Genomic DNA, 12,651 nt, shown 5'->3' with positions numbered 1-12,651 from the left:
ATCAGATTGCCTTCCTGCTCTTGAGGTCGTCCGCGACAGATTTGCGCAACGCATCCATGATGTTGACAACGTTCGACGCGGGAGCAGGCGCTTCCTTTGTCTTCGAGGCCTTCCGTGTGGGCTTCAGGGCTCTCTTCTTTTCCTCGATGAGCTTCAACAAGCTCTCCTGGATAGGATCGCTCACCATCTCAGGCGACCATCTCGCAGACTTCTGTCTGATCAGTTTTTGGACGAGGGGGATCAGACCGGGTTCTGCTTCGTCGTCTATGTCTTCGAAATACGCCTCTTCCGGCCGTACCTCGTCCCCGAACCGTAGCGACCAGAGGACGATGCCATTGTCGCGCGGTTCCAGCACGACCGCCCGTTCGCGACGGCCGATAACCAGCTTGGATACCCCGACGACATTGTCGGCCTTCATCGCATCACGTATGACGGCGAAAGCCTCGNTCCAATCCCAGAAACTTCGAAATCCGGTCTTCGAGTTGCTTGTGCTCTTCCTGCGTCCCGCAGATGAAACGCACCGATGCCATGCCGTAGCCGTAACGATCCAGCGCGTTCTTGCCGGCCTCCACCAGTTCGGCGTTATCGGCAAGGCCCAGATAATTGTTGGCGCAAAAATTCAAAACCTTGCGACCAGATGCGACTTCGATCTCGCCGCCCTGTTTGGAAACGATCACCCGCTCGGTCTTGTAGAGACCCGAAGACCTCAGACCCGCAAGTTCGGTGGAGAGATGTGCGAGGAATGCGTTGCTCATTCTGAATGCAACCTTGTTTGCCTCCGACGCATCCGCGTCGCGGCTTGGGAAATACAGCGGGACCAACAGGAGCGCATTCAGCGCTCCTGCCTTATCCTGACCTCGACCTTGCGCCTGGTTCGGTCCGGTTGCCCGGACCGAACGCGAAGATCAGGGCCGGCTATGTCATGCGGCCGCGGATGCAAACCCGTTTTGGCAAAGGGTCTTCAATTCATCCAGCGACATCGCGTCAAGATCAAGAGCGTTGAGAAGGTCGTTCTCCGCCGTGAAATCACGGCCGTACATCGCCGAGAAGATCCGGACACCGGATTCATGCAGTTCCGCTGGAGAACCGGCAAGACGCCCGAGCTTCGCCGTCATCACCAAGCCGAACGGAACGTCTTCAGTCACATAACGGCTGTCGGCTGTACTTGGACCCGTGCCACCGTTACCGGCCTCGTGCATTTCCTGGTTCATGTGCGAGATTGAATTGACCGGCACATGGAACGAGAGATGGAAATGCTGGAAGATATCGCGCACTTCAAGACCAAGCTTCGTGGCAATAGCGATCCGCTCCTTGTCGAGATCCTCGAGAAGACGCCCGACATTCGGTGTGACGTTCTGCCCCTGGCTCCAACTTTCGCCGCGCTCCATGCGGGTCATGTTGCCAAGCGCAATTCCCATGTGATTTTGCGGATTAAGGTTTGAAAGTGCAATCGCCATCAAGCTACCGCGATCAAGAAACCGGTCGCCGAACAGATCCGTGCAGACCGCCAGACCAGCCGCGCTTCGCGAGGAAGGGATGGTTGCAATATCGACCTGCTTTCGCACCGTGTTGACCTTCACGAGTGTCGGGCTCAACTGTCTGCCCGATACGGCGGTTGTGCCCCAGGCAACGATCGTGACGGTGATCCCGCGCGCCGCGACAAGACGCGACAGATAGAGTGCGCCGAACGACGCGTGCGAGCTGAAGACTACCGTCTGCTCGGACGTCAGGTAGGGTGCGATCGCATCCAGCACCGTCTTATGGCCGTAGGCAGGCAGCGCAATGACCAGCACGTCTGCGCCTGCCACAAGGTCTGCTGCGTCCGTTGCAGCCGCCGGCTTGAAGGTACCGACGATCGCGCCTTCGGCCACAAGGGCTTCACCGTTGGCGAGTGCCTTTGTCCGCTCTCCAGAGGGTGACCACAGGATCACCTCATGTCCTTGCTGCTCCACGAGAGCCGCCGTTGCAAATGCAATTGAACCGGCGCCGACAATACCTACCCGCATGAAAAATTCCTTTTCTTTTCGAATGACAGACCGGCATTGAAGCCGATCCTTATTTTGAACCCACAGACGTTCGCTGTGCCCCCGGCCCGACTTCTCCAGATGCAACCACCAGAAATGCGCTCGCACCAACGGGACCGACGCTTTTTAGCGCGTGAGGCACGTCCGCCGCGTAACGCGCCGTCTCGCCCGTGCGCACGATCATCGTGTTGCCTGCGCTGCGCACCACTATCTCGCCCCTCGTACAGTGAAGATGCTCGACCGTGCCGGCACCGTGAGGGTCGCTTGCCAGTTCGCCCTCCGCCTCGAAGCTGAGAAGATACCACTCGATCAGTGACACCATGTTGGCCGGCGACAGGATCTGCAGCGTACAGCTGCCATCCGCACTTCGGATCGTCGGCGTCAGGTTGCCGGGCTGCAGATCGATGATGGAACCTCCGCCCCGCTCCTCGCTCGCACCACTGATCAGGCTGTTGAGATCAATCTCCAGGGCTCGAGTGAGGTGCCACAACGTTCCGTAGGTCGGATTGGCACTGCCGCGTTCTATTTCCGACAGCATGGACCTTGAGACGCCCGACATCGATGCCAGTTGGGCAAGCGTCAGGTTCAACTTCTTTCTGTAGGCCTGCAAACGCGGCCCGATTTCGGGCGGATTGATCGAAAACACGGCTATTCCCCCTTTTGCCGAACCTGCACGCATTGCGAAAAATCAGTCCCTGACCGGCGCGCCGAGTGTATGCATGAGCCTGTTGGCCCATCCGAACAGAGATGTGGACAGAATGAGATCAAGGATTTCGCCCTCGCGCAGACCGGCCTCCACAAGCGCTGCCATATCGTCCGCATCAGCTTCGGGAGGGCATTTGGAGAGCTTGACCGCGAATGTGAGGATCGCCTTCAAGCGTGGATCGATTTCGGCATCGACACCATCGGCGAAAATCGCCGCGATCACGTCTTCATCCTTCGTCAACTGGTTGTAACGGCTGGCATGAACCGCAGCGCAATAGATGCACCGGTTGACGATAGAAGCGCCGACAGCCCCGATCTCCCGCTCCGCGCGCGACAGGCCATCGCGACCGTACATGACTGCGTTGAACAACGGCGTTCTGTGCTTCAGCGTTTCGACATCATGAGCGAGCACGAGAACATAGTCTGAAACTTTGGTGTTGGAGGGCGTAACCTTCAACGCTTCGAGCTGCTCTGGGCTCGCCTCGGCGAGATTAAGCGGTTTTACGTAAGGCTTCCAAACAGGAATGTCGGTGGTGAACTCGTGGACAATCTCGCTCATGCCAAACCCTGCATCAGTTGAAGACCGGCTGCCACCCTGATCTGGTAGCTGACGAAGGCAACAAGCTCCGCCAGCCTCACGATATCGTCGTCAGCAACACCGGCGTTTTGCAACAGTTCGATATCGCCACGCGTCGCATCCTTGGGCGAATGTGCGACCAGGTCCACATGCCGGATCAGCGCCCTCGACCGGGGATCGCTTCCGCCATCGAACCAGATATCGGCCAGGCGGGCAGCATCATAGGGCGCGCCGGTTTTTTCCAGCATAGCCTCAAAATGGTCTTCGAACGCCTTCTGGTCGTTGATCTTTGCGATCCGCCAGGCGAGTGCCGCCCGCTCGGCATGCGAAATGCCACCGGGAACGTCGGGAGTGAGAGCGCCATCATGAGTTTGCTGGGTCAAGGCCATGATATCGCCCCTTCCAGCAACCACTTCGGCCAATCGGCCACCCGGCTCGATGCCGACGATCGTGGCAATCAGATCCTCGTTTTCAGCCATACCGTGTTCTCCTATGCCTGCTTACGGGCGGTGGCCTGCGCGCCATCCGGCAAGGGTGACGCAGTCCATTCGTCGCCGCGCAATTCGGGTGTGTCGTAGTCAAGCAGGCGTTGCCAATACTGCTCGAAACTATCGGCGTAGAGCCTGGCGGCAATCTCGCGCGACAGCCATGCCGCACCCTCGCTGATGCCGGGGATGTCCCCACTCACCTTGCCAAGGCTTGCCGCAGCGCCTGAATTGAAGCTGTATATGTTGGCGAGCCAGGGCGCCTGCCCCGGCTCCCGCTCGAGAAACGTGAAGTCATTGGCGAGATAGGGGAATTTGCCCAGATCAGCGTTCTCTTCGCCAGGAGGCGGCGTGAAGCGGTCCTGCCACAGCAAGATCTTGTCCGCGTAGCCATCAAGCTCCTTGCGCGCCAGCGGATCGACCCCGAAACCGGTTCCTAAGATCATGAAATCGGCACGCAAAGCCTTGCCCTGCGATGTCTCGATCAGGATTTCGTCGCCGTCGAGTTTTACCTTTTTGACCGCCGTGTCGAAATGGAAATATGCATTCGGATGCCGGCTGACACGCATCGTTGAACCGCGGGGGGCCGGCGTCTGCGTGCGCAGCGAATAGTTCATGATCTGCCAGCGCCTGGCATCGCTGAGCTTTGGAAATGCGGCAGTGAACCCGAACGAGCCTATGCCCATCAATTTATTGATGCGGGGCATCTCCTTTCGGCGAATGAGGTGTCGTACTTCGGCTGCGCCCGCCTCCAGTGCTTCTGCGGCATTATCTACCGCAGAGGCGCCAACGCCGACGACCACGATCCGTTTGCCGCGCAGAGCACCGAAGTCGATGTCGTAAGACGAATGCGCCCAGTATTCTTGCGGCAGATCATTGACGAAACCGGGTATGCTGGGGCGACCCATGCCATCGCGGCCGGTTGCCATCACCACCTTGCGGGCCAGCACCGAGCTTTCGCGCGCACCATCGCCGCAAAGCGTCAGCCGCATCAGCTCGCCCTCAGGCTTGATCGTCTTCACTTCGACGCTGTTTTCTACCGGAAGATCCAGTACCTTCCGATACCAGCAGAGATACTCCATCCACATCCGGCGCGGGATCTTGTCGAGCGCTACCCATGCGTCATTGCCGAACCGAGCGGTAAAATAGGCACGGAACGTCAGCGCAGCCATGCCGTAAGCCGGACCGGTCAGTTGCTTGGGCGAACGCAGGGTTTCCATGCGTGCATAGGTAACCCACGGTCCTTCCATGCCCGCCCGGTTGCGGTCAAAGATGCGAATATTCTCAATGCCGGCAACCCTCAGCGCGAAGCTGGCCACCAGACCGCACATCCCGCCGCCGATGACGACGACGTCGTGAACCTGCGCCTCGCCAACCGTCGGCGCCACCCAGTTCGCGGGCGGATAGCATAGACATGCAAGGTCGTCGCGCACACGCAGCTCCAGCTCGGCCAAGCTTTTCGAGACGGATTGGAGCGGTGTCTGTACATCATAGGCCATGATTCGCCTCCGGCGCCCGATAGATCTGGAGCTCGAATGGAATGCTCGAACTGTCTTGGCGTCTCACTCGTTGAGAGGCAGACACCCTTTTCATTTGCCCGCATGCCGGTCGGGAATGACGGTCGCTGTCTCCGTCTTCCAGCCGAGCCAGACATCCTCATTGCCCAACTGGGCCACTTCGCTTGGGTGAACCAACGCGTTGAGAACGGCGCCGCCTTCGACCTCGACCATCAGCGAGGTATGGTTGCCCTTGAATACACGCTGACGGATCTTGCCCTGGATGCGATTGCCGCCTGCCGGCTCGAAGGCCGAGCAGTGGATAGCCTCCGGACGCAACACCACGTAGAGATGCTCGCCGACGCGCGGCGCGAGCCCGCCGGGATTTGCCTTGATGGTGACGCCGTTCCAGTTCAGCGCCGTTTCGTTGCCCTCCGAGCCAATCACCGTGCTCCGCAAAAGGTTCGTCTCGCCGATGAAGTTTGCGACGAACACCGAGCCCGGCCGTCCATAGAGTGTGTTCGGGTCGCCCATCTGTTCGATGCGCCCCTTGTTCATCACGACGATCGTATCGGACATCGTCAGCGCCTCTTCCTGGTCGTGCGTCACGAACATGAAGGTCTTGCCGGTTTTTTCCTGGATCGATTTCAGCTCTATCTGCATCTGCTGGCGCAGCTTGGCATCGAGGGCTGACAGCGGTTCGTCGAGCAACAGCACATCTGGATCCGGGGCAAGCGCACGCATGAGCGCAACACGCTGACGCTGACCGCCCGACAGCTCGGCCGGAAGGCGGCCGGCATAGTCTTGCAGCTCAACCAGTTCCAGCAGTTCGGAAACCCGGCGGTGTATGCTCTGGTTGTCGAGGCCTTTCAGTTCGAGACCGAAGGCGATGTTGCGGGCAACGCTCATGTGCGGAAATAGCGCATAATCCTGAAACACGATATTGACGTTGCGCTTGTTGGGCGGGACGCGGGTAACATCCTTGCCGCTCAGCATGATGCGGCCGGATGTCGGTGTCTCGAAGCCGCCAAGCATCCGAAGTGACGTCGACTTGCCGCAGCCGGAGGGTCCCAGCAGCGTGACGAATTTTCCCGCCTCGATGCTGAGGTTGAGATTGTCGACCGCAACATGCGTGCCGTAGCTTTTGCTGACATTGTCAAATTGGACGACGGGTTCCATTAGCGGGTCCTCGCGCGGCGGGTGATGAATTCAGCGTACAATCCGACAGCGGCCGTAACCACCAGAACGATCGTCGCCATAGCATTGATTTCGGGAGACATGCCGCCTTGCACCTTCGCAAAGATCAGCATGGGAAGCGTCGGGCGGTAGCCACCCAGGAAGAAGGTGCGGACGAAATCGTCGATCGAGAGCAGCACGCAGAAGATCATGCCGCCAAAAAGTGCCGGCCCGAGATAGGGAAGCGTCACGCGGAAAAAGGCAACGATACTGTCTGCCCCAAGATCGCGCGCGGCATCGACCAGATTGCCCGGCATGGAACGAAGCCGGGTAAGAGCCATCACCACGACGAAGGGAACCGCGTGCACGGTATGACCAAGGATAATCGCAGCGGTTCCCGTCGGCATGTCGATGGTCGAGATGAATATGCGCAGCGAAATCGCTGAAATCATGCCCGGCACCACGGCAGGGAGGCAGGCCAGGGCGAAGATGAAGGTCCCGCCGCGAATGCCGTTCGAAACGATCAGCATCGCGATCCATGTTCCGAGCGTGGTCGCCGCCAATGTGGAGGCCGCGGCAATCATGATGGAATAGAGACAGGCCTCGAGGAACTGCTTGTCCTGCATGACCCTGACATACCAGTCGAAAGTCCAGTCGCTGATCGGGAAGGCGACGAAATTGGCATCCTTGAAGCTCATCGCCATCATCAGGGTGAGCGGCAGAAGCAGATAGAGGATGAAGATCCAATAGATTGCAGTCAATGTTGTGCGTGGAACGTCGGAAACCATGCTGCGCATCAGATCGCACTCCCTTTCTTGCCGCCAACGACACGCATGAAGATGCCGGCTGTGATCAGAGCTGTTACCAGCATGATCAGCGCAAATGCCGCCCCAACCGGCCACTTGTCGCTAGCGCCGTGGAAGAAACCGCTGATGGTTTCGGGAAACAATACCGTATTCGGACCACCGAGAAGCATGGGAGTCGCAAATACACCAATGCAGGTCAGAAACACCAGCGAGCAACCTGATACGATACCATCCTTGGACAGAGGCAAAATGATCCGGCGGAACCGCGTGACCGGTCCGGCCCCCAGGTCGGCGGCGGCGTCCAGATATTGCGATGGAATTTTCTCGATGGCCGAATAGAGCGGCAGAAGCATATAGAGGCAGATCAGATAGATCAGGCCGAAGCCGAGTGAAAAAGACGTGTAGAGCATCGGAATGGGCCGGTCGATCAAACCGATTTCGCGCAGAAGAACATTGAGCGCACCGCGATTCGCCAGAAGCATGATGACCGAGAATGTGCGTATCAGTTCGCCTGCCCAGAACGGTACCAGAAGCAGAAGCAATGCCTTTGAGCGACCTTCGGGCCTGACAATCTTCGCCACGTAATACGCCACAGGATACACAACAATCAGTGTGATCGCTGTCGCTGCCGTCGCGAAGACGAAGCTCTTGATCAACGGTGTGAAATACAGCGACTCTTGAAAGAAGATCGCATAATTATCGAACGTGTAGTGCGCTTCCACACCCGCCGGGATGGGATAGCGGGACAGAAGGCTGATCTTCAGCATCTGATAGATCGGACCGACATGCAGCGTGACGAGCCAGACCAGTGGGATGCCGGCCAGCAGCACAACACGGCCGATGCGGGACTCGACGGCAGCGCCGAGAGTGTGCTGGTAAATTGCGGAGTTGACGATCCGCGCAATGCCGGTCGAATATTTGGGTACGGGGGCGTCGCGTCCTGCCGCATCCCCGGCTATCCTGTTGATGTCCGCCATGAAACTATCTCGGTTAGAGCAACTCGACTTTCCGCAGCCCTAAGCTGGCGGTTCGTCATCGCGCGTGGTCAGGTTGAAAATCTCAAGATCACCAACCATCCCCCGGAGATCGCCGAAGCGCTCCGGAAGGGATCACGGATCGTGCAGGCCCCTGCGTTGTCAGGCCGCCTTGACCTCTGCAGTCGCACGATCGATCATCTGGTTTTTCATGTCGCGATTGACCGACGAGAAAAAGATGATGCGATCAAGCTGCTCCTGAGGAAGCGTTGAAGCAAGCTTCTCCCGGTCGTTCAGGAGGTCTGCGACGCCGGTGATCGTAGAGCTGTACCCCGACTGGCGGGTCATGGCCGCGCCGACCTCTGGGCTTTCAAGGATCGCATTGAGCAGCTTGTACGCATTCTCAGCGTTGGGCGCGTTGTTGACGACGTTCAGCGTGTAGCAGAATCCGAATGTGCCTTCCTTTGGCACAGACAGTTCGATCGGATGCCCTTCCATAATGAGCTTGGCAGCCGGGCCGGACCACGAGTGGGCAAGATAGATATCCTCGTTGATGAACATCTGCTGCACTTCCGAACCCGCATCGTAGTACTTGCGGACCATGTCCTTGTGTTTGATGAGCAGGTCGCGGGCTTCGTTCGTTGCCTTCTGTGCGATGTCTGCCTTGTCGAGATAGGTCACGAAGTCACCATCATGCCCCAGCATCTGCATGGCGATCGTCATGAAATCGCTGACGATATAAGACGTCAGTCCCTTGTATTCGGGATCAAACATGATCTGCCAGCTCGGCGCATCCTTGACGTAATCGACATTGCGGGCAAGGCCCTCATATCCTGCAAGGATCGGCAGACCCCAGAGCTTGTCGTCGACCCGTGCCCAAGGCGCGTCCTGATAAGCGGTGTTGAGGTTTTTCCAATTTGCAATTTTGGCCGTGTCGAGCGGCTGAATCAGCTTGGAGCTGATGAACTGCGAGTAGCGGTGGCCGGCGACCGTTACAATGTCGGTTGAAGGATTTGCGCCTTCGGCAGTCAGAAGATTGTACTGCTTGCCTTGGTCATCGGTCAGCCGGATCCTGACTTCGATCCCCGTGTCTCTCTGGAATTTCTCAACGAATTCCTTCGGGAGAAACTTGTCATAGGTCGTAACGTTGATGACGCCGTTCGCCGCCCAGGCGGGCCGTGGACGAATGATCGTCGGCATTGCGAAAGTGGCAGCGCCTGCGCCCAACAGGCTCAAGGCAGACCTGCGAGTTATAGTTAATTTTTCACTCATCTTGCGTTCCCCTTTTAATTTTGAACTTCAATCGAGTCGGTATTTTGCCCTCACCACCTAATCTCGGTCGCGGCGACGGAAGCGAGCCTCCAGCTTGGACAAACTGCCACTACACCTTGTCCAGTATGCCGAATTTAATTCCGGTAAACAGGAAATGAACGCAACATTAGATCGTTGTCAACTCTCAAATGATAATTCTGTTGCGAGCCATTGCTGTCACCAGATCGAGCTAAGGCTATTCAGCATAATCCAGGCAATAAACTTCCCTCCCGGAACTGCGACTAAGAGGCATAAAAACTGCATCAGCGGCACGTCGTCGACTAGCTGCTGCTGCGCATAATTATCTGACGCTACATCAGGGGGTTCTGGGGGCTTTAAGTGATAGTACGGGTCATAATTTTACGAGAACGCCCTAGCTGAGAGAACCCTCCGCGAGAAGTCGCGCTCAGTGGTCTAGCCGTCCGCCTGAGCTCGAAATAAAAAATTCCTACTGCAAATACCCATACCGACGCCCTGTTGGGACCAGAACCTACGACCCGTGATTAGAGATCAAATCACTAAGACCCCTAAGACAATTCAACTTATTGGTGGAGGAACGCTGTGTCAGCCTGCCGAGGGAATACAAGTTCGCGGGTCGATGAGCCTACGCCCTCCGCAATGACGACCAGATCGTACTGTTCGATCTTTCCGCTTGCGAAGGTAACAGAGCCGCATCTGCAACCTCTTCGCTCTCGATCGGGTCAAGGGCGCAAGGTTGGCTTACAGGAACCACGCTTCGGCAGCTGCCAGCAGTTTCTTCTCTTCTCGCATTCCTTCTTGGAACAAGCGGAAAAGCAGCATCGCGAGCTCGTCGGGATGCGTGTCGTGTATCGGCACTGCCTGCGCAAATACTCTTTCGAGCAGAGCCAGGTCTTCAGGCCGGAGAAGAACATCAGAGGGAATTCTACCGCGCATAACGTAAGCTATTGTGAGGTTGGTCGATTGGCAAGTGTTCGTGGAAGTATGATCAGCGCTACAACTTCGTCGTTGGCTCGTTCTCGCCAGGTGCCGCTTGAGCGGGACGAGGAAATAGTCCTGCGCGGTGTATGCGCGGAGACTTTTTGAGCGACCGTCGACCACGCCGCAGCCTGAACACTATGCCGTCTATATTTCTTTGCCGCGAAGCCACATCGATTTCCACATGCCCTCGGGCTTAGTTTTCTCTTGGCGCTGTTGAACGCGCTTTTAGCAGAAGGAAACACGAAATGACGACCGAAGAACAGTCCGCTGATATGAGCGAGCATGCCTCCTTGCGGCTCCAGCGCTACTTTGAATGAAAGCTACGCAGTTCCGGTGGTCGCTTCCCCAGATATCTGGTAAAACCGAAAAACTCGTCTTTCCGCTCCCTGCCGGATGAAAATTAGTGACCTGGCAGCGCACAGGATTCATGAACAGTTGGAGATACGACGTTATCAGTCGGCAGTGTGCAGTTAGCTGTAGATCTGAAGCAGCCGGGTGGAGAGCAGCGTTCAGCCGTCAAAAAGGGGGCGTTCCTGCCGCCTATGCGTGTCGGCCGCGCCTGCCCAAGCTTAACGCCGCTCTTCCATAGACCATTTGGAATTCGTGTTCGACGTGTAAACTGTATTAACGTTGATGCTATGCAGGACACGAAGATCGCTGGAGGGCTTTAATTCATCACTAGGCTGCATACCTATCTCGCGGCTAAATGGTTCGGAACGATGATCGGGGTGGAGAGTTATTCATGTAGGCGGATCGTTAAACGACCGACGATGGACTTCCCCGGCGACGCGACCGGGTAGCAATTCGAGTAACGTGCGCTACCGCCGATACAGGAGGATCCCATGGGTTCGACATCAGACAAGATTTCCGGCAAGGCAAATGAGCTGACAGGTAAGGCGAAGGAAGCGGTCGGCGATGCCACCGATGATCGTAGGATGCAGGCAAAAGGTGCAGCTCAGGAAGCCAAGGGTGACGCCCAGCAAGCAAAGGGCGAAGCAAAAGACGCCGTTAAAAACGTAGTCGATAAGGCGTAACGGCTTCCCATAACATTTCTGACGAACTGGCCCGCTCTCGAGCGGGCTTTCTTGTTTCTATACCGCCTGCCTCTAATCCAAAGACCTGCTCAAGCCTTGCCTTCCGTTCTCGTGAGAGTGACGCGATCGCTATACATTCCAACGAATGTTGCATGCCGTCGAGCTCCAACATACATTCATGTAGTGCCGCAGCCTTTACCTTTCCCGAGCTAGCCGCGACGGTTTCAAGCTGATAGCTCCCTCCAAAACCTGGCATATCGGCACAGACAACGGTAAAATTCCGCGCAAGTTGAGGAGCAACCTTTAACCAGGTGGTGCGCTCCCTCGGGTGTCCATGTAGAAGAAGGATGGGAAAGCCGGACCCGCCAAATCGGATACGAATATCGCCTTGTGATGTCGTCACGGGCCTTTCAGTGAAACGCTCAAAAATCTCCGCCATCGTTCGCTCTTTAATCGGTCTGATCTATATCGTTGCGGGGTAACAGCTACTACTGAATAGTCCGTTCCCGAATGCGGGTTGAGACCAATGCGGACTTCGTCGAATTTAGAGGATCCCAGCAGGCTTACACGAGGACATAAGCTGCAAGTAGCACTGTCCCCACGCAGCGCATGAGTTTGGCGATAAACACGAGGACCAAAAATGGCAACAGTGATTGCTTCATCACACCGGCAATGACTGTCAGTCCGTCACCGGCGATCGGAACCCACGCTAGAAGAAGAGACCATTTGCCATATTTTCCGTACCAACCAGCAGCGCGATTAAGCTGCTTTTCGTTGAGAGGAAACCATCTCCTATTTCGGAACGTCTCTACACCTCGTCCAATGAGCCAGTTCAGCACACCGCCGGCTGTATTGCCGAGCGACGCGGTCAGGATGAGCCCAACCGCAGAAAACCTCTCAGTGAAAATGAGTCCGACGAGAGCGACCTCTGAATGAAGAGGGACAAGAGAGGCTGAGACCATCGACGTGACAAATAATCCGACATAGGTGACGATCTCAAGCATCAGGTCTCTGTATCATGACAACGGATCTTCGTATCTGCATATCACTGCGCGAGCGCATGTGGGTAACTGATCGAAATGATCTCCAAAAGCCCTTGGATT

The 12,651-nt window shown here is 56.9% G+C and carries 12 protein-coding genes and 2 pseudogenes; 1 reads left to right on the top strand and 13 read right to left on the bottom strand.

The annotated features are described in order from the left end of the window. Position 1: 1 nt before the first annotated feature. The 11 genes and pseudogenes from IFT66_RS08425 to IFT66_RS08375 form a co-directional block, all read right to left on the bottom strand. Positions 2-446 (bottom strand): annotated as a pseudogene (locus IFT66_RS08425) (Ku protein); the annotation flags it as partial. A gap of 1 nt (position 447) precedes the next feature. Then, positions 448-755: pseudogene (locus tag IFT66_RS08420) on the bottom strand (aminotransferase class I/II-fold pyridoxal phosphate-dependent enzyme); the annotation flags it as partial. Positions 756-920: 165 nt separating this feature from the next. Further along, positions 921-2,006 carry an NAD/NADP octopine/nopaline dehydrogenase family protein gene (locus IFT66_RS08415; protein ID WP_192077325.1) on the bottom strand — a complete coding sequence of 362 codons (1,086 nt, stop codon included), beginning with the start codon at positions 2,004-2,006 and terminating at the stop codon, positions 921-923. Positions 2,007-2,055: 49 nt separating this feature from the next. Beyond that, on the bottom strand, positions 2,056-2,670 hold the full coding sequence (locus tag IFT66_RS08410; protein ID WP_342344758.1) for a helix-turn-helix domain-containing protein: 615 nt from the start codon (positions 2,668-2,670) through the stop codon (positions 2,056-2,058). A gap of 42 nt (positions 2,671-2,712) precedes the next feature. Beyond that, a complete protein-coding gene (locus IFT66_RS08405) occupies positions 2,713-3,288 on the bottom strand; it encodes a peroxidase-related enzyme (RefSeq protein ID WP_192077324.1) in 576 nt (191 codons plus the stop codon). Next, positions 3,285-3,785: a CMD domain-containing protein gene (locus IFT66_RS08400; RefSeq protein ID WP_192077323.1), complete on the bottom strand. Its 501-nt coding sequence runs from the start codon at positions 3,783-3,785 to the stop codon at positions 3,285-3,287. The genes IFT66_RS08405 and IFT66_RS08400 overlap by 4 nt, the downstream gene beginning before the upstream one ends. A gap of 11 nt (positions 3,786-3,796) precedes the next feature. Continuing rightward, positions 3,797-5,290, bottom strand: a complete 1,494-nt coding sequence (locus IFT66_RS08395; protein ID WP_192077322.1) for an NAD(P)-binding domain-containing protein — start codon at positions 5,288-5,290, stop codon at positions 3,797-3,799. A gap of 90 nt (positions 5,291-5,380) precedes the next feature. After that, on the bottom strand, positions 5,381-6,466 hold the full coding sequence (locus IFT66_RS08390) for an ABC transporter ATP-binding protein (protein ID WP_192077321.1): 1,086 nt from the start codon (positions 6,464-6,466) through the stop codon (positions 5,381-5,383). Continuing rightward, the gene (locus tag IFT66_RS08385; protein WP_192077320.1) at positions 6,466-7,260 is read right to left on the bottom strand and encodes an ABC transporter permease; all 795 of its coding nucleotides are present in this window, start codon (positions 7,258-7,260) and stop codon (positions 6,466-6,468) included. The genes IFT66_RS08390 and IFT66_RS08385 overlap by 1 nt, the downstream gene beginning before the upstream one ends. Then, complete coding sequence (locus tag IFT66_RS08380; protein ID WP_192077319.1) at positions 7,260-8,246, bottom strand: ABC transporter permease; 987 nt, start codon at positions 8,244-8,246, stop codon at positions 7,260-7,262. The genes IFT66_RS08385 and IFT66_RS08380 overlap by 1 nt, the downstream gene beginning before the upstream one ends. A 159-nt stretch (positions 8,247-8,405) precedes the next feature. Then, the gene (locus IFT66_RS08375; RefSeq protein ID WP_192077318.1) at positions 8,406-9,515 is read right to left on the bottom strand and encodes an extracellular solute-binding protein; all 1,110 of its coding nucleotides are present in this window, start codon (positions 9,513-9,515) and stop codon (positions 8,406-8,408) included. A 1,841-nt stretch (positions 9,516-11,356) separates the two neighbouring features. Between IFT66_RS08375 and IFT66_RS08370 the strand changes: the two genes are divergently transcribed. Further along, entirely contained in the window at positions 11,357-11,548 is a 192-nt protein-coding gene (locus tag IFT66_RS08370; protein ID WP_192077317.1) for a CsbD family protein, read from the top strand. Here IFT66_RS08370 and IFT66_RS23905 read toward each other — a convergent pair. Together IFT66_RS23905 and IFT66_RS08365 are read right to left on the bottom strand one after the other, a co-directional pair. Further along, positions 11,523-11,987, bottom strand: coding sequence for an alpha/beta fold hydrolase (locus IFT66_RS23905; protein ID WP_446737875.1), 465 nt, complete (start codon positions 11,985-11,987; stop codon positions 11,523-11,525). The genes IFT66_RS08370 and IFT66_RS23905 overlap by 26 nt on opposite strands. A 124-nt stretch (positions 11,988-12,111) precedes the next feature. Further along, positions 12,112-12,552, bottom strand: coding sequence for a YqaA family protein (locus IFT66_RS08365; protein WP_192077316.1), 441 nt, complete (start codon positions 12,550-12,552; stop codon positions 12,112-12,114). Positions 12,553-12,651: the final 99 nt, after the last annotated feature.

The organism is Rhizobium sp. CFBP 13726 (assembly GCF_014841925.1).
GTDB lineage: Bacteria > Pseudomonadota > Alphaproteobacteria > Rhizobiales > Rhizobiaceae > Neorhizobium > Neorhizobium soli.
Note: the sequence above shows the minus strand (reverse complement) of the source record. Positions and strands in the feature narration are given on the sequence as shown.

Coding starts and splice junctions, on each gene's coding strand:
- IFT66_RS08395 (WP_192077322.1), bottom strand. CDS start 5,290: ATGGCCTATGATGTACAGACACCGCTCCAATCCGTCTCGAAAAGCTTG.
- IFT66_RS08365 (WP_192077316.1), bottom strand. CDS start 12,552: ATGCTTGAGATCGTCACCTATGTCGGATTATTTGTCACGTCGATGGTC.
- IFT66_RS08390 (WP_192077321.1), bottom strand. CDS start 6,466: ATGGAACCCGTCGTCCAATTTGACAATGTCAGCAAAAGCTACGGCACG.
- IFT66_RS08380 (WP_192077319.1), bottom strand. CDS start 8,246: ATGGCGGACATCAACAGGATAGCCGGGGATGCGGCAGGACGCGACGCC.
- IFT66_RS08385 (WP_192077320.1), bottom strand. CDS start 7,260: ATGCGCAGCATGGTTTCCGACGTTCCACGCACAACATTGACTGCAATC.
- IFT66_RS08400 (WP_192077323.1), bottom strand. CDS start 3,785: ATGGCTGAAAACGAGGATCTGATTGCCACGATCGTCGGCATCGAGCCG.
- IFT66_RS08375 (WP_192077318.1), bottom strand. CDS start 9,515: ATGAGTGAAAAATTAACTATAACTCGCAGGTCTGCCTTGAGCCTGTTG.
- IFT66_RS08415 (WP_192077325.1), bottom strand. CDS start 2,006: ATGCGGGTAGGTATTGTCGGCGCCGGTTCAATTGCATTTGCAACGGCG.
- IFT66_RS08370 (WP_192077317.1), top strand. CDS start 11,357: ATGGGTTCGACATCAGACAAGATTTCCGGCAAGGCAAATGAGCTGACA.
- IFT66_RS08405 (WP_192077324.1), bottom strand. CDS start 3,288: ATGAGCGAGATTGTCCACGAGTTCACCACCGACATTCCTGTTTGGAAG.
- IFT66_RS23905 (WP_446737875.1), bottom strand. CDS start 11,987: ATGGCGGAGATTTTTGAGCGTTTCACTGAAAGGCCCGTGACGACATCA.